Here is a 15,488-nt window from a genome sequence, read left to right as displayed (position 1 = left end):
CGGTCGCTTCAGCCGGTCGCGACCGCCGACGCGTGGCGCACGGCCGGACGGACATGGGTTCCGGCCACCGTTCGATCCTGGAGGTTCGTGCGGCCACGGTGACCAGCGCCGATCGCGGCGCCGGTGCCGGCCGGGTTCTGGCGGACCTGGCGCAATCCGTTGCCCTGCACGAAGATCGAGCGGCGTTCGACGGCGTCACCTGCGGCGTTGAGCTGGTAGCCGTCGAGCCAGAGCCAGCCGTCGTAAGTCGGCCAGTCGTGCACCCGGATGACCCGGAAGAAGATCGGCGTCGCGAACTGCACGCTCGCGTCGCGGGTGACGTGAAGGATGTCGCCGGCCTTCGGTGTCACGATGCCCTCCCGGGAGTCGTTCGCCTCATCTGAGTCGTTAACGAAGTAACGGCCATGCGCCGAAACGGCACAAGGCATGACGATCACGCCGGACGTTGCCTCGTGTTGATCACGATGAGTGCCCGATTTCCCACTCACTGTGCACCATCAGGAAGATCAATGCAAGTTGCACGGAGCAGATTGTCACTCTGCGGTGGATGACCGGATATCCGTCATGATCGGGTAGTCGGTTTGTCGGACCCTATGTGCGCGTTCGGACACTTGAAGTGCGGTTTCATAGCGGGCAGACTCCGGACAATGGGGAGGTTGTCCCTGCTCAAGGGCGTACCGTACGCCGACTATGTACCCGTCGCGGAGGTGCGCCGTGACCATCGACCGTAAAAGCCCGACCGTCCGAAGGCGACGTTTGGGCGCTGAGCTGCGTAATCGTCGCGAGCGCGCGGGCTACTCACTGGAGTACGTCGCCGACCAACTGGAGTGCTCGCAATCCAAAATCTCCCGCATCGAGACCGGGCACACCTCGGTCAATGTGCGGGATGTGCGGGATCTGCTCACGATCTACGGCGCGGGCGAGGCCGAGATCCAGGAATTGATCGAACTCGCCCGGGAGGCCCGCCAGAAGGCGTGGTGGCATCCCTTCAGCCAAGTTCTCTCCAGCGCCTACGTGGGGCTGGAAGCCGAGGCGGTCCGCGTACGGACCTATGAGCAGCAGCTCGTTCCGGGTCTACTCCAGACGGAGGCGTACGCGCGGGCCACCATGGGCATCCTGCCCGGCCGCAGTGACGAAGAAATCTCCTCACGGGTGCGTGTCCGAATGCAGCGTCAATCGTTGCTGGACCAGGAAGACTCCTTCCACCTGTGGGTTGTGCTCGACGAGGCCGCGGTGAGCCGGCCAGTCGGAGGCGACGAGGTCATGTGCGACCAGTTGCGGCATTTGGTCGTCGCCGCTAACCGGCCTAACGTGACACTTCAGCTGCTTCCGTTTGAAATCGGTTCACACGCGGGAATGGACGGAACATTCGCCATCCTCGACTTCCGCGAACCGGGCGACCGATCCGTGGTCTTCGCGGAGAATGCCACCGGGGGCCTCTTCATCGACAAACGCGACGAGCTGGAGAGGTACAAGAATCTCTTCGAGCACATCCATACGGCGGCGCTCGGACCGGAGCAGTCCGCCGAACGGATTCAGCAGCTAGTAGAGGAGCCACTGTGGAGATCGAGACAAAGGGGTTTCGCGTCGACCTGAGCAACGCGGTCTGGCGCAAGAGCACTCGTAGCAGTCCCAGCTGTGACAACTGTGTCGAGGTCGCGTTCGTCGGCGGCGCCATCGCCGTACGTGATTCGAAGAATCGGGACGGCGGCACGCTGGTCTTCACGCCGGGCGAGTGGGACGCCTTCGTCGCCGGCACGAAGGACGGGGAGTTCGATCTCTAAGTCGAGCTGACTGGACCCCGCGGGCACCCGACCGGCCCGCGGGGTCTTTTCGTGAGACGGGCGCCCCGCAGGGTCTTCATGCGACGGGCACTCCGCGGGGTATTCATGCGACGGGCACCGTGGCGCGCCGAGATCGGATCACCTTGGTCGTCCGCCGGCCGCTGGCCGCGCAGTCCGCCGCCGTCGAGCCCTTTCCGCGTACGCAGGCCGACACGAGCAGCACACGCGCTGCTCCCGACCCGAGCCGCATGTAGACGGGCAACGCTTCGGCCAGCACGACACGGAATCGGCCAGGCGCCATCTCTGCGAAGGTGAAGCGGGAGATCACCCCGTCCCGGGTGTCGGCGGAGAAGCTCTGGGTGCTGACGAGATTGCCGTGACCGTAGGCGACCCATTCGCCGCCGATCTCCTCGAAGGGCTGCACGACGTGCGCGTGGTGGCCCAGGATCAGGTCGATGTCGGGCGAGGCGAGAAGCGTACGCGCGATCGAGGCCTGCTCGGCGGTGGCGGAGTGCTGGTACTCCGTACCCCAGTGCAGCGAGACGATGACGACCTCGGCGCCCCGCTCCTTGGCCGTACGCGCGTCGGCGAGGATCGTGGCGGTCTTGATGAGGTTGGCCGCCCACTCCTTGCCTTTCGGACGCGGGATCCCGTTGAACCCGTACGCGTAGGACAGCTGCGCGACGCGTACGCCCGCGACGTTCAGCATCGTGGTGGTGGCGCGCTCCTGCGGTGACCGCGCCGTTCCGGTGTGTGCCAGTCCGGCCGCGTCGAGGGCGTCGAGCGTACGCCGGATGCCGTCGAGTCCCGCGTCGAGGCTGTGGTTGGAGGCCGTCGAGCAGCTGTCGAATCCGGTGTCCTTGAGCGCTGGGACGACTTGGGGCGGCACAGTGAAGACCGGGTATCCGGTGAACGGCCCGCCCGGGCGTCCGAGGGGGGTCTCCAGATGGCAGACGGCGAGGTCGGCCCCGGCGATCACGGGCTTGATCCCGGCGAACAGCGGCCGGAAATCCATCCCGCGTCCGTGCCCGTCCGCTCGCGCCTGCCGCCACAGTCCCTGGTGCAGCAGGACGTCTCCGGTGCCGACCACGGTAAATCGGCGCGGCTGCCAGGCCGGCGCGGTCGGCTGCAACGCGCCGGTCGGCTCCAGCGGCCCGGTCGGCTCCAGCGGCCCGGTCGGCTGCAGCGCGGCAGTCGGCTGCAGCACGGCGGTCGGTGAGCGCGTCAGCGTGGTGCCGACCCTCGGTGGCACGGTGGCGGGCGACGACGTCGGAGCGGCCCGGCCAGGTGCGGGGTGGGCGACCGCCAGCGTCGAGAACAGTGACGCGACGCCGAGCACGGTCACCAGCACGACGGCTTCCTGCCGAAGGCGTGGCTTCATGTCCCCGAGATGCACACAGTGGACTATGGAGTTGCCGGGCTCGACGGCCAACGGCCGATCGGTGCTACTCCACCGGCCAGGTGTGCACCGGAGCGTTCGATCTGGACAGTTCGGCGTACAGGGCCAGCATGTGCCGCAGGGCCGACGGGCGGTCCAGTCCCCGCCGTTCGGCCGCCCGCACGGTGTCGACCTGCCAGGTCGCCCCGGTACGCCCGCTGAGGCACCGCTGCTCGATGATGCCGAGCAGGTGGTTGCTCACCGCCGCGTCAACGCCGAACCCGTCGAGCCCTTCGGCCGCGTTGGCGAGCATGACGTCCAGCAGTAGATCGGTCGCGCGTACTTCGCCGACGCGGGGCCAGAAGATGGGGGCCGCGATGCCCCGGCGCGCCGCGGCGTGGAAGTTGTCCTCGGCCGCACTGAAGCTCAGTTGCGTCCAGATCGGACGATCCTGCTCGGCGTGGTAGCGGACCAAGCCGTAGTACAGGGCGGCGTTGGCCATCATGTCCACGATCGTCGGCCCGGCCGGCATCACGCGGTTCTCCACGCGCAAGTGCGGTCGGCCGTTCATGACGTCGTAGACCGGACGGTTCCACCGGTAGATGGTCCCGTTGTGGAGGCGCAACTCCCCCAGGTGCGGTACGCCGCCCGACCGCAGCACCTCCAGCGGGTCCTCGTCGTCGCAGATCGGCAGCAGCGGCGGGAAGTAGCGGACGTTCTCCTCGAACAGGTCGAAGATCGAGGTGATCCAGCGCTCCCCGAACCACACCCGGGGGCGTACGCCCTGCGCCCGCAGCTCGTCCGGGCGGGTGTCGGTGGCCTGCTTGAACAGGGCGATCCGGGTCTCGTGCCACAACTGGTGGCCGAACAGGTACGGCGAGTTCGCCCCCGCCGCGAGCTGGAAGGCCACGACCGACTGAGCGGCGTTCCAATAGTTCGCGAACTTCTCCGGGGAGACCTGGAGGTGGAACTGGAGGCTGGTGCAGGCCGCTTCGGGCGCGATCGACTCGGTCTCGATCTTCAGGTGGTCCACGCCCCGGATGTCCAGCGTGATGTGCTCGCCCCGGGCGTTGAGGATCTGCTCGTTGAGGACGCGATAGCGTGGGTTGGTCGAGAGGTTGTCCAGGATCGCGTGCTCGACGGTCAGCGTCGGGAGGATGCCGATGAGCACCAGGTTGGCGCCGTGCTCGGTGGCCTTCGCGTCGGTGCGGGCCAGCGTCTCCAGGAGCCGCTTCTCGTACTGCGCCAGCCCGTCGCCGCCGATGAGCTGAGGCGGCACGTTCATCTCGAGGTTGAACTGACCGAGTTCGGGCTGGAAGGTGGGGTCCTCGAGGTCTTCGAGGATCCCGAGGTTGCGCATGGCCGGCTCGTGCTCGCCGTCGATCAGGTTGATCTCGATCTCGAGTCCCGTCGTCGGCGCGTCGGCGTCGAACGCGAAGTCGTCCAGCATCAGGGCGAAGGTGTCCAGACATCGCCTGACCTTCTGCCGGTACCGCATCCGATCCGCGCTGGTGAACGTCCCCTCCGAGACGTCCTTGCCCATATGCCCTCCCCGGCTCTCGGTCTGCTGCTGTGGGTAACCGAGTCGTTGCAATGAGCTTCCAGCCTAAGGGGTTCGCTCCAGGGTGGTATCGGACGCTAGGACCATTGCCAGAATTCCCCTCGCTTTTGACAGGCAGAAGTGGCGGCAGAACCCGCTGTCACAGCGTCCGGACCCCGTGATACCCCAACAAAATGGACAGATCAACGAGCGCGACGTTGATAGCGTTTGCCGCAGATCCGGTCGCACGGGGGCGACCCACTTTGGGGGGGTCGGCATGACGGTTGCTCGTCGGACACCAGGGCGACTGGCGTAGCGATCTCATGCCGTGTCATTTGGCGCGAGCGGGGGAACGGGACACGTTCGGGGGCCCTGCTCGCGCCAAATACCATCTCGGCCGGCGCGCTCAGGCGCCCGGCTTCTCCGGCTTCTCCGGGTCCTCCGGCTTCTTCGGCTCCTCCGGGCGCTCCACCACCGTGGCCCGTCCCGTTGCGGGACGCGGACGACGACGGTTCCGGGGCGCGGGAATGAGCGGCGCCGCTCCCGGCTTGGTCTCCGCCTCCGGCTCCGGCTTCGCCTCGACCTCAGCGTCCGCCTGCGGCTTCGGCGTGTAGATCTGCCCGGTCGCGGGCTCCACGACGGCCGCTGCCGGGGCCTCCAGCGCGATCGGCCGGGCCGCGGTCAGGACGGCGGCCAGCACCGAACCCGCCAACCCGGCGATCACGGCGTACGGCGCGATGAGCAGCGCGGAGACCTGCTCGGCCGGAGCGCCCGCCAGCCGGGGCGCGGCGAGCACGGAGGCCGCGGCCAGCAGCACCGGCCCCACGACGCCCGACAGCGCCACCGAGGCCCGAGCGTCACCCCGCCGACCGGCCGGCCACGCGGCGAGCAGCCCGAGGAGGAAGGTGGATCCGAGCATGAGCAGCGCTCCGGGCAGGTAGATCGACTGCCACCAGCCGCTGCCCGGCAGGTCCAGGGCGACCGCCTCGACGTCGCTCACCGAGTCGACCTGTGTGAACCGCCAGACGCCCAACTGCGTCGGGGCCAGGCCACGGCCGCCCGCCACGGCGTCGACCACCGCGAGCACCGCCACCAGCCACCACCAGGACGCCGTCGCCACGAGGTTCGCCGCCGCCGCGCGGGCCGACAGCACGACCGCCGCGAGCACCAGGCCGATCAGCACGCCCGCGGTCGCGTACCAGCCGACGACCCAGGCCGGCGCGAAGGTCACGCTCGTCGAGACCTCCCGGGCCGGCAGCGCGGTCAACGGCACGACGGCCAGTCCACCCAGGGCCGCGGCGCAGGCGACCGAGGCCCGCCACAGGCCGCGGGACCACGAGGTCGAGTCCACAGTGGTACGCCGAGCGACGGTGAGTGCGGCCACGGCCACAGACAGCGCTGCGACCCAGACAGTCCAAGCCAGCGCCGCGGCCCAGCCCGCGGAGTCGCCGAGCCAGCCGATGATTCCCAAGCCGTAACCGACTCCGAGCTGCGCGGCGCCGATCCCGGCGGCCAGTCCGGCCGCGACGGCGACCGATCCGGTCCAGCCTCGTGCGGACATCGTCTCGTCCTCCCGCGAGGTATCCAGTGGTGGGCAGACTATCGCTGACGCCGTACCACCGCGACATGTGTCAACTTGGTGTCAGTTGGGCCTGCACACGGGCTTGGTGTCGCTCCCGGGTTGCACACTGTGAGCCGCCGCGAGTGACGCGCCGCCAGGGAACAGGGAACAGGAGTAAGCGACGATGACCGACCCGTGGGCGACCAGAGTGGACGCCGATCCCCCACGCCAGGGCCTCAGCCCGGCGATGATCGCGGCCATCGCGACCTCCGTCGCCGTGCTCGCGATCATCGGGGCCACCGGCGGTTTCCTGCTCGCCAACGCGAACCCCTCAGCGGCGCCGTCCACATCGGCCTCGGTGGTCACCACCTCTCCGTCGGCCAGGCCGTCGGTGGACGAGTCGCCCACCTTCGCTCCCAGCCCGGTGGTGTCGGCCACCTCCACGACACCGGCGGCGACCGGCATGCTCCCGGACGGGCAGGGCCGCGACTTCCGCGAGTACTTCACCCAGCTACGTACGGCGAAGCTCGGTGTCGTCCTCGTCTTCGGCGAGGCCGGTCAGGACGGCCTCGTCACGCGGACCTCCCCGGAGGCGGGCTCGCGGATCCGCGCCGGCATCACCGTCAAGGTCTACGTGGCCGGCGCTCCGCCGGAGACCGTGCTGCCGAAGGTGGTCGGCCTTCCGTGCCGCGACGCCCGGGTTCCCCTGGGCAACAACGGTCTGCTGCCGACCTACAAGACCGGCCAGGAGGGCGTCGTCCTCAGCCAGTCGCCGGACCCCGACTCCGGCGGCACCGCCCGCTGGAACGACCACGTGGAGATCACCTGCGGCGAAGGGGCGTCGGCCAGCCCGACTCCGTAGTGGTCAGCGCGCCGCGCCAGCAGGCGTACGGCAATCGTGGTAGGACGGGCACATGTCGGAGAGATCGCCAAGTCCTGCGGACGAGCCCGCCGAGCCCACCCAGCCGATCGAGCCGGACGCCACCCGGCCGATCGAGCCGGACGCGACGCAGGCCATTCCCCCGGACGCCACGCAGGCGCTGCCGGGGGCGTACGACGCGCCGACCGAGGCGATCCCGACCGAACAACTGCCGCCCGTTGGCTCGGACGCCACCCAGGTCACTCCGGGTGAGCACTGGACCGGCCGGGCCGAGGTACGCCCCGACGCCGTCCGGGACGCGGTCCCGCCCGAGGACTGGAACGACGTCGAGGAACCGGGCCGGAACTGGTGGCTGCCGATCCTGATCGGCGTGGTCGCCGTCCTCGTGGCGCTGGCCGTCATCGTGGCGGTGGTGCTCCTGCTCCGGCGGTCCGACGAGCCCGAGCCCATTCCGACGGCCGTGGTGCCGACCGCGACGTCGGCCGCCCCGAGCCCGTCGCCGACGCAGACGCAGCCGAGCCCGTCGGAGACCACGGCCACCAGCGCTCCCACCACCCAGATCGAGGTGCCGAACCTCGCCGGGGAGACCGAGGCTGTCGCGAAGTCCCGGCTGGACCAGCTCGGCCTGACCTACTCGGTGACCTACCAGGAGGATCCGGGAAGCACGCCGGGCACCGTCATCACGACCGTTCCCGTGGGCGGCACCGTCGTCGCGCCGGGCGACACCATCCGCCTCATCGTGGCGACCGCGCCACCCTCGGAGGAGCCGACGACGAGCCCGGAGCCGACCGCCACAGCCAGCTGAGCGGGGTCGGCCCGGGTCAGGCCAGGACGGCGCGTTCGCGTTCGGTCAGCACCATTCCGCTCGTCTTGAGCAGGGCGGCGATGCGATCGCGGGCGCGCTGCCGCTCGGCTGGATCGTCGGAGGCGGCCACCAGCCCGACGAGAGCCTGCACCACGTCGCGCAGGTCGTGGCCGCCCTCGTAGGCGTCCGCTGCGGCGGCGTACCAGCTGCTGGCGAGCCTGCGGTGGCCCCGGGCGAGCGCGATCGCGGCCTCGACCACCGCGCATGCGGGGTCTTCGACCTCGGGCGGCGTGGTGGCCCGCAGTTCGGCGAGGATGCGGTCGGCCTCACCCGCCTCGCCGCTCTCGGCCTGGGCGAGCGCGATGGTCGTGAGCAGACGGCGACGGTGGCTCGGGTCACCGACCTCAGCGAGCAGGTCGAGGGCCTGAGTGCCGACCACGACGGACTCGGCGAGCCGCCCGCTGAGCCGCAGCACCTCGGCCAGGTTGCCGCGGCCGAGCGCACGGAGCCGGACGTCCCCGGTACGCGCGGTGAGCCGGTCGACCTCCGCGAGCCGCCGTTGGGCGCCCACCAGGTCTCCAGCACGAATGTCGTGCCAGGTCAGATTGCTCTGGGCGACGGCCATGTCCCGGGCGCGCCCGGTGCGACTGGCCAGGATGAGCGCCTCGAGGCTCTGCTCGCGGGCCTCGTCGAAGTCGCCGCTGCCCATGCACAACGCGAAGAGCACGGTACGCGCGGCCAGCTCGCCTGTGACCTCGACGCGCTCGGCGAAGATCCGCACGGCCGCCCGAGCCGAATCGATCTCCTCCGCCCCCGCGCCGTGTTCGTTGGCCAGTTGGGCCACGCCCACCAGTGCCCACGCTCGCACGAGCGGATCGGCGTCGGCGGTGCGCTCGTCGTCCAGCAGTCGCCGCAGCCAGCGGCGGCCCGCGACGTCCCGGCCCCGGAAGCGCCACCACCGGGGCAGCTTGGCGGCCAGGCACAACGCGGTGTGCGGATCGTCGTCGGCCGAATGGGTCAGGGCCGACCAGAGATTGCCCGCGACGTCGTCCAGCCGCGCGATCGCCGCGCCGTGCTGGGCCCCGCTGAACATGGGCGCCGTACGCGCGGCGAACCGGGCGAAGACGATGGCGTGCCGCCGGCGGGCCAACGTCAGCTCCTCGGCCAGTTCGGCCTGTTCCAGGGCGTACTCCCGGACCGATTCGAGCACCATGAACCGGACGGCGCCCTGCCCCCGCACCGTCGCCAGACCCAGATCGGTCAGCCGGTCGAGCAACTCCACGACGTCGACGTCCAGCTCGGCGAGCAGCTCCTCGGCCAGCTCGATGGACCAGCGGTGGGTGAAGGTGGACAGGTACCGCAGCGCTCGGCGGTGCGCCGGAGTCAGCAGGCGGTAGCTCGCGACGACCGCCGCCCGGACCGCTTCGGCCGCGTCCACGACTGCACCGTCCTGCCCGAACCGTGCCAGCATCTCGCTGGGGTCCAGCAGCCGACCTCGGGCCGCTGCCAGCTCGATCGCCAGCGGCAGCCCGCTGAGGCGGCGTACGAGGTCGGTGATCGCGGCTACTTCGGACTCGGGCGGGGCGTCTCCCCGGTGCCGCGCCCAGCGCTCCAGAAACAGGGCGCTGGCGGGATGCTTTCGGGCCTCCGCGAGCGTACGCGTGCCGGCCGGTGGCACCGGCAGCGGCGCGACGGGCCACACCCATTCGCCGGCCACCCCGATCGGACCGCGCGCGGTGGCGACGATACGCAACTGTGGAGCGATCGCGACGAGGCGGCGTACGGCGGCGGCGACCGCGGGCCGCGACCGGTCCACCGCGTCCACCAGCAACAATGTCGGCTGACGGAACGCCTCGGCCAGCCCGTCCGGGTGCCCGACGCCGATGACCGCGCAGATGCTGTCCAGTACTCCGGACTCCCCCTCGTCCGGCGACACCTTGATGCCGACCGCTCCCCCGGGCAGCTCGTCCCGCAGCTGAGCCGACGCGGTCAAGGCCAGCACGGTCTTGCCCGACCCGGCCAGCCCGACCAGTGTGGTGACCCCGGCCGTCGTCCGCAGACGCTCGGTGAGCCCGGCGAGATCCCGATCGCGCCCGATCAACTCCCCCGCGTTCGGCAGCGCCCGGGGCTTGGCCAGGCCTGGGCCTTGGTCTGCCGGCGTACGCCCCCGGGCGACGGCCACGAAGACGGTCAGATCCCGCCCCTGGAGGCCGAGCGCCGCACCCAGCAGTTCGACCGTGGACCGCTGCGGGCGTACGCTGCGTCCCGCCTCCAGGTCCCGGACGGTGCGGACGCCCACCTCGGCGGCTTCGGCCAGCTCGGCCTGGGTCAGCCCGGCCGCGAGCCGGTGCCGCCGGAGCAGCACGGCGAATCCGTCCTTCATGGACGGACTACGCGTCTCGGCTGCGGGTTCCACGGCCTCGAAGAGTAGCCAGCCAAGGTCGCCGACGGCAGGTCGTGTCGGCCGTTTGACCAGGTTGCGTGCGTGTTTCCGACACAAACGTGCCCTGGTGTCCTGCTGTGTTATCGGCTCGTGATCTTCCGGGCGGCGGCTGGGACCTCGCTGGGAACGCGCTCGGTGCCCGGTGCCCGGTTCGCCCCCGACGCTTCGCCGTCCTTGTCGCCGGGCCACCAGTTCCAGCGGCCGAGGAGCGTCATGGCGGCCGGCAGCAGGAGACCCCGGACGACGGTCACGTCCAGGGCGATGGCCACCGCCATGCCCACCCCGATCTCGCGTACGGCGGACAGGCCACCCAGGACGAAGCCGAGGAAGACAAGGATCAGGCTGAGTCCGGCGAGGGTCACCACCGGACCCGTACGCGCGATGCCCCGCCGGACCGCCTCGTCGGTGGCGTACTTGCCGGGGAGGCTCCTGGCCGAGCCGCCAGGAGTGCGGTCAGCTCGGTACTCCTCGGTGATCCGGGCGAGCAGGAAGACCTCGTAGTCCGTGGTCAGCCCGAAGATGAAGACGAAGAGCAGCACCGGCGTGGTGACGTCGAGCCGGCCGCCGAACACCACCGCGAGTACGCCGAGCGACGCCCCCAGGGTCAGCAGGTTGAGCAGGACCGCCTTCACCGGAATGACGACCGACCGGGTGAGCGCGAAGAGCAGCGCTCCGGCGGCCGCCAACAAGACTGTCAGCACGACGGGAAAATGACCGGTAACCGAATCCTGGTAATCCGCTAATTCGGCGGCGGGCCCGCCGACCAGGGATTTCGCCGGAGCCGGGACCTCCCGGACCGCCCGGACGACGGTCGGACCCTGGCTGGAGCTCGCCGGAGTCAGGTCGACGACGGTCGCGTCGGCCGGCATCTCCAGCCGGAGTTGGAGCCGGTCGACCCCGGGCAGGCGATTGAGCCGGTCGAGGTAGTCCCGCATCGCCGCCCCGCCACTGCCGGTGTCCACGACGACGGTGATGACGTCGGCCTGACCGCGCTGGAAATCCCGCAGATAGACCTCGTACGCCTGCCGCGCCTCCGCGCTGCTCGGCAGTCCGCGCGCGTCGGTGTTCCGCAGCTCGGCGGCGACGAACGGAAGGGTCAGGATGATCAGCAACGCGGCGCTGGCGAAGGCGACCGATTCGGGCCCCTTCTGGGCGACGGCGGCCAGCCGCTCCAGAATCGATCTTGGCGAGTTAGGGTCGCTATAACGACCTCTTCTCGCCAAGATCACCCGGAAGGACCCTTGAGCGCTGAGCGGTCCGCTTGAGCGCGCGGAAGCGCCGGGCCGGCCGAGGGCACGGAGCGGTCCGCGTGAGCGCGCGAGCGGCCCGAGGATGGCGAGCAGCGCAGGAGTCAGCGTGAGCGAGGCAGCCGTGGCGACCACCGTCACGAGCAGCCCGCCCAAAGCCATCGCAGCGAGCAGGGGCTCACCGAAGACGGCTAGTCCGGCCATGGCCGCGCTGACCATCCCGCCGGACACGAGCACTGCTCTCCCCGCCGTACGCAGCGCGACGGCCAGGTCGTTCGCCTCGCGGTACCGCCACAGCAGCAGGATCGAGTAGTCGACGGCCAGCCCGAGTCCGAGCAGCGTCACCACGTTCACCGTGTACTCGCTGATCGGCGCCAGGCGGGCGAGCCCGGCGAGGGCGAGCAGGGTCGTGGTGATTGCCGCGACCGCCGCGGCCAGCGGGACGATCGCACCCCGCCGCAGCACGACGACGAGGAGCAGAGTCAACGCGGCCAGCGCGAGGCCCTCCCCGAGGGCGGCATCGGCGACGGCCTGGTCGGCGAAGGCCCACTCGGCCAGCGGCTTACCGCCCACCAGCACGTTCGGCAGTCGCCTGAGCACCGCGACGGCCGCGTCGATCTCGGCTTCGGACGCCCCGGGCTCGAAGGTGACCCGGACCAGCGTGCTCCGGTTGCCTTGGCCGATCTGACCGCCCGGCGCGGTGTAGAGGTCGCCGACTTCGTGGACGCCGGGAAGACCGCGTACCTGCTGGGCGACCTCGGTCGTGGTGGCGACCAGCGCCGGGTCGTAGGGGTCGACGTCGCGCGAGATCGCGAAGACGGTCTCGCCCTCCGGCTTGAGCTGCTGCAGCCGGGCCTCGGCTCGGAGCGACTCGGCGTCGGCGGAGAGCTGGCCGACGTTCTGGGCGTGGTCGAAGACGCTGCCACCGAGAGCACCGCCCGCAATCGCGAGCAGTGCCCACCCGGCGACGATCAGCCATCGCCCTCGTGTCAGCCAGCCGGCCCAGATCCGCATCCCGGCATGAGAGCATCTCACGATCGGCGGGGATGTCCGGAACCCGACTCAGCCCCGCCGATCGGCGTAAATCAGCTCAGCCCGAGCTCCCGCGAGATCACCATCTTCTGGATCTCCGAGGTGCCCTCGCCGACCTCCAGAATCTTCGCGTCCCGGTAGAACCGGCCGACCGGGAACTCGTTCATGAACCCGTATCCGCCGTGGATCTGCGTCGCCTTCCGGGCGTTCGTCATCGCGGCGTCGCCCGCGTACAGCTTCGCGATCGCGGCGGCGTTGCGGATGGGCTGCCCGGCGACCAGCCGCAGAGCCGCGTCCCGCCAGGCCAGCCGTGCGGTCTGCGCGCTCGTCTCCATCTCCGCGATCATGAAGGAGACCGCCTGGTACGCCGAGATCGGCGAGCCGAACGCTTCGCGCTGCCGGGCGTACGCGACGGATTCGTCCACGCAGCCCTGAGCGAGCCCGGTGGCGAGGGCGGCGATGGCGACCCGGCCCTCGTCCAGGATCGTGAGGAACTGCTTGAAACCGCGGCCGCGCTCGCCGAGCAGGTTTTCCACCGGCACCCGGACGTTGTCGAAGGACAGCTCATGGGTGTCCGACGCGCACCAGCCGACCTTGTCGTAGCCGGGCGCGACGGTGAAGCCGGGCGTACCGGACGGGACGATGATCGTGGAGATCTCGTCGGGTCCGGTGAGCGCCGTGACGGTGACGAGAGCGGTGATCTCCGTACCGGAGTTGGTGATGAACGACTTGGTGCCGTTGATGATCCATTCGCGGCCGTCGTCGCTCAGCTTCGCGGTCGTCCGCGTACCGCCCGCGTCGGAGCCGGCGCCCGGCTCAGTGAGGCCGAAGCCGGCGAGCTTCCGGCCGGCCACCAGATCGGGCAGCCACCGCTGCTTCTGCTCCTCGGTGCCCCATTTGAAGATCGGCATCGCCCCGAGCGAGATCGCCGCTTCCAGAGTGATGGCGACCGACGAGTCGACCCGGGCGATCTCCTCGATGGCCAGGCAGTGGGCCAGGTAGTCGCCGCCCATCCCGCCGAACTCCTCCGGGAAGGCCAATCCGAACAGGCCCATGGAGCCCATCTGCGCGATGATCTCGTAGGGGAACTCGTGCCGCGCGTAGAAGTCACCGATCACCGGCGCGATCTTGTCGCGGGCGAAGGCGGCGACGGTCTCCCGAAGCTCGGCGAGGTCTTCGCTGAGTCCGAAGTGGTCCATGACGCTCCCTTGAATCGGGCGGGCGGAGATCAGACGGGTGTGACGCCGTGGCGGCGTCGCGAGAAACTGCGGTCCTTGCCGTGCGCGGCGGCCAGCCGCCGGACGAGTTCGCCGCGCAGGTCGTCCGGCTCGACGACGGTGTCCACGACGAGTTCGCTGGCCAGCCGCAGGAGGTCGATGTCCTCCTCGTACTCGGCCCGCTTGGCCTCGACGAAGGCGGCCCGTTCGGTCTCGTCCTCGATGGCGGCGATCTTGTTGGCGTACACGGCGTTGACGGCGGCCTCCGCCCCCATCACGGCGATCTTGGCGGTGGGCAGCGCGATCGTGGCGTCCGGGTCGAAGCCCGGCCCGGCCATGGCATAGAGCCCCGCGCCGTACGCCTTCCGCACGACGACGCAGAACTTCGGCACGGTGGCCTCGCTGATGGCGCTGATCATCTTCGCGCCGTGCCGGATGATCCCCTGCCGCTCGACGGCCGAGCCGACCATGAACCCGGGCACGTCGGCGAGGAAGATCAGCGGGACGTTGAAGGCGTCGCAGAGCTGGACGAACCGGGTGGCCTTGTCGGCCGAGTCGACGAACAGCACACCGCCCTTGTGCAGCGAGTTGTTCGCCACGATGCCGACGACCTGGCCCTCCAGGCGGGCGAATCCGACGGTCAGCTCCCGCGCCCACTTCTCCTGGATCTCCAGGAAGCTGCCCTCGTCCACCAGGCGCTTGACCACCTGGCGCATGTCGAAGGCCCGGCGCTCGCTCTCCGGGATGAGGGCGGCGATCCCGCCCCGCGCCGCCTTCGGCTCGCTCGCGGGCGGCTCGGCGGTCCAGTTGGCCGGCAGATAGGAGAGGTAGGCCTGCACGACCTCCAGGGCGGCGTCCTCGTCCTTGCAGAGGAAGTGGCCGACGCCGGAGACCTCGGTGTGGACCTTCGCCCCGCCCATCTCCTCCAGCGTGGTCTTCTCGCCGGTGACCATCTCGACCATGCGGTCGGAGCCGAGGTACATGGAGGCGTTGCCGTCCACCATCGCCACGACGTCACAGAAGGCCGGGATGTACGCCCCGCCGGCGGCCGACGGCCCGAACAGGGCGCAGACCTGCGGAATCGAGCCGGAGGCACGGACCTGGGTGTGGAAGATCTTCCCAGCGCCCCGACGGCCCGGGAACAGGTCGACCTGGTCGGTGATCCGAGCGCCCGCCGAGTCCACGAGGTAGACCATCGGGACACCGGTCTGGTAGGCGCGCTCGATGATCCGGATGATCTTCTCGACCGTCCGCGCGCCCCAGCTGCCTGCCTTCACGGTCGAGTCGTTGGCCATGAGGCAGACGGGACGGCCGTCGATCATCGCCGAACCGGTCACCACGCCGTCGGCGGGCAACCCGTCGGCCAGGGCGTTGGCGTACGCCCCGTCCTCGACGAAGGAACCGGCGTCCACGAGTCGCGCGATGCGTTCCCGGGCGAACAGCTTCCCGCGCTTGGCGTTGGCCTCGTGATAGCGGGCCGCCCCACCGGCGGCGATCCGCTCCTTGACCTCATCCCAGCTCACGCGGCCTCCCTAACGAGCGTTCACCTGAACGAACGTTAGGCTACCAGGTCCGGTCGAGGCGACGGTACGGCCTGCGCC

Annotated in this window: 12 protein-coding genes; 4 read left to right on the top strand and 8 right to left on the bottom strand. The window is 70.2% G+C overall.

The genetic code is table 11. The features are described from left to right. Nucleotides 1-8 precede the first annotated feature (8 nt). Nucleotides 9-350: a hypothetical protein gene (locus tag AB0H43_RS01420; protein WP_359994701.1), complete on the bottom strand. Its 342-nt coding sequence runs from the start codon at nt 348-350 to the stop codon at nt 9-11. A 370-nt stretch (nt 351-720) separates the two neighbouring features. Here AB0H43_RS01420 and AB0H43_RS01415 point away from each other — a divergent pair, with 370 nt between their 5' ends. Together AB0H43_RS01415 and AB0H43_RS01410 are read left to right on the top strand one after the other, a co-directional pair. Further along, nucleotides 721-1,596, top strand: coding sequence for a helix-turn-helix transcriptional regulator (locus tag AB0H43_RS01415; RefSeq protein ID WP_359995731.1), 876 nt, complete (start codon nt 721-723; stop codon nt 1,594-1,596). Further along, the gene (locus AB0H43_RS01410; protein WP_290866529.1) at nt 1,566-1,784 is read left to right on the top strand and encodes a DUF397 domain-containing protein; all 219 of its coding nucleotides are present in this window, start codon (nt 1,566-1,568) and stop codon (nt 1,782-1,784) included. The genes AB0H43_RS01415 and AB0H43_RS01410 overlap by 31 nt, the downstream gene beginning before the upstream one ends. 103 nt (nt 1,785-1,887) lie before the next feature. Here AB0H43_RS01410 and AB0H43_RS01405 read toward each other — a convergent pair whose 3' ends face one another. From AB0H43_RS01405 to AB0H43_RS01395, 3 genes are all read right to left on the bottom strand, one after another. After that, nucleotides 1,888-3,165: a CapA family protein gene (locus tag AB0H43_RS01405; RefSeq protein ID WP_359994699.1), complete on the bottom strand. Its 1,278-nt coding sequence runs from the start codon at nt 3,163-3,165 to the stop codon at nt 1,888-1,890. A gap of 64 nt (nt 3,166-3,229) precedes the next feature. Next, a complete protein-coding gene (locus tag AB0H43_RS01400; protein WP_359994696.1) occupies nt 3,230-4,705 on the bottom strand; it encodes a glutamate--cysteine ligase in 1,476 nt (491 codons plus the stop codon). 403 nt (nt 4,706-5,108) lie between these two features. After that, nucleotides 5,109-6,263, bottom strand: coding sequence for a hypothetical protein (locus tag AB0H43_RS01395; RefSeq protein ID WP_359994694.1), 1,155 nt, complete (start codon nt 6,261-6,263; stop codon nt 5,109-5,111). A gap of 184 nt (nt 6,264-6,447) precedes the next feature. On the opposite strand from AB0H43_RS01395, the gene AB0H43_RS01390 reads away from it, so the two are divergent. Both AB0H43_RS01390 and AB0H43_RS01385 read left to right on the top strand, forming a co-directional pair. Next, a complete protein-coding gene (locus tag AB0H43_RS01390) occupies nt 6,448-7,125 on the top strand; it encodes a PASTA domain-containing protein (RefSeq protein WP_359994691.1) in 678 nt (225 codons plus the stop codon). Nucleotides 7,126-7,177: 52 nt separating this feature from the next. Further along, the gene (locus AB0H43_RS01385; RefSeq protein ID WP_359994688.1) at nt 7,178-7,948 is read left to right on the top strand and encodes a PASTA domain-containing protein; all 771 of its coding nucleotides are present in this window, start codon (nt 7,178-7,180) and stop codon (nt 7,946-7,948) included. Nucleotides 7,949-7,964: 16 nt separating this feature from the next. Here AB0H43_RS01385 and AB0H43_RS01380 read toward each other — a convergent pair whose 3' ends face one another. The 4 genes from AB0H43_RS01380 to AB0H43_RS01365 all read right to left on the bottom strand — a co-directional run bounded on the left by AB0H43_RS01380 (nt 7,965) and on the right by AB0H43_RS01365 (nt 15,410). Beyond that, nucleotides 7,965-10,331, bottom strand: a complete 2,367-nt coding sequence (locus tag AB0H43_RS01380) for a helix-turn-helix domain-containing protein (protein ID WP_359995727.1) — start codon at nt 10,329-10,331, stop codon at nt 7,965-7,967. A gap of 140 nt (nt 10,332-10,471) precedes the next feature. Then, nucleotides 10,472-12,652: an MMPL family transporter gene (locus AB0H43_RS01375; protein WP_359994685.1), complete on the bottom strand. Its 2,181-nt coding sequence runs from the start codon at nt 12,650-12,652 to the stop codon at nt 10,472-10,474. A gap of 71 nt (nt 12,653-12,723) precedes the next feature. Then, on the bottom strand, nt 12,724-13,869 hold the full coding sequence (locus AB0H43_RS01370) for an acyl-CoA dehydrogenase family protein (protein WP_359994682.1): 1,146 nt from the start codon (nt 13,867-13,869) through the stop codon (nt 12,724-12,726). A gap of 29 nt (nt 13,870-13,898) precedes the next feature. Continuing rightward, a complete protein-coding gene (locus AB0H43_RS01365; protein WP_359994679.1) occupies nt 13,899-15,410 on the bottom strand; it encodes an acyl-CoA carboxylase subunit beta in 1,512 nt (503 codons plus the stop codon). Nucleotides 15,411-15,488: the final 78 nt, after the last annotated feature.

It is taken from the genome of Hamadaea sp. NPDC050747 (assembly GCF_040654195.1).
Classification (GTDB): Bacteria; Actinomycetota; Actinomycetes; order Mycobacteriales; family Micromonosporaceae; genus Hamadaea.
This window is presented reverse-complemented; position numbering and strand designations above follow the sequence as displayed.

Excerpts from the sequence above, each read along its gene's own strand:
- AB0H43_RS01405 (WP_359994699.1), bottom strand. The coding sequence starts at position 3,165 with ATGAAGCCACGCCTTCGGCAGGAAGCCGTCGTGCTGGTGACCGTGCTC.
- AB0H43_RS01400 (WP_359994696.1), bottom strand. The coding sequence starts at position 4,705 with ATGGGCAAGGACGTCTCGGAGGGGACGTTCACCAGCGCGGATCGGATG.
- AB0H43_RS01395 (WP_359994694.1), bottom strand. The coding sequence starts at position 6,263 with ATGTCCGCACGAGGCTGGACCGGATCGGTCGCCGTCGCGGCCGGACTG.
- AB0H43_RS01390 (WP_359994691.1), top strand. The coding sequence starts at position 6,448 with ATGACCGACCCGTGGGCGACCAGAGTGGACGCCGATCCCCCACGCCAG.
- AB0H43_RS01385 (WP_359994688.1), top strand. The coding sequence starts at position 7,178 with ATGTCGGAGAGATCGCCAAGTCCTGCGGACGAGCCCGCCGAGCCCACC.
- AB0H43_RS01380 (WP_359995727.1), bottom strand. The coding sequence starts at position 10,331 with ATGAAGGACGGATTCGCCGTGCTGCTCCGGCGGCACCGGCTCGCGGCC.
- AB0H43_RS01375 (WP_359994685.1), bottom strand. The coding sequence starts at position 12,652 with ATGCGGATCTGGGCCGGCTGGCTGACACGAGGGCGATGGCTGATCGTC.
- AB0H43_RS01370 (WP_359994682.1), bottom strand. The coding sequence starts at position 13,869 with ATGGACCACTTCGGACTCAGCGAAGACCTCGCCGAGCTTCGGGAGACC.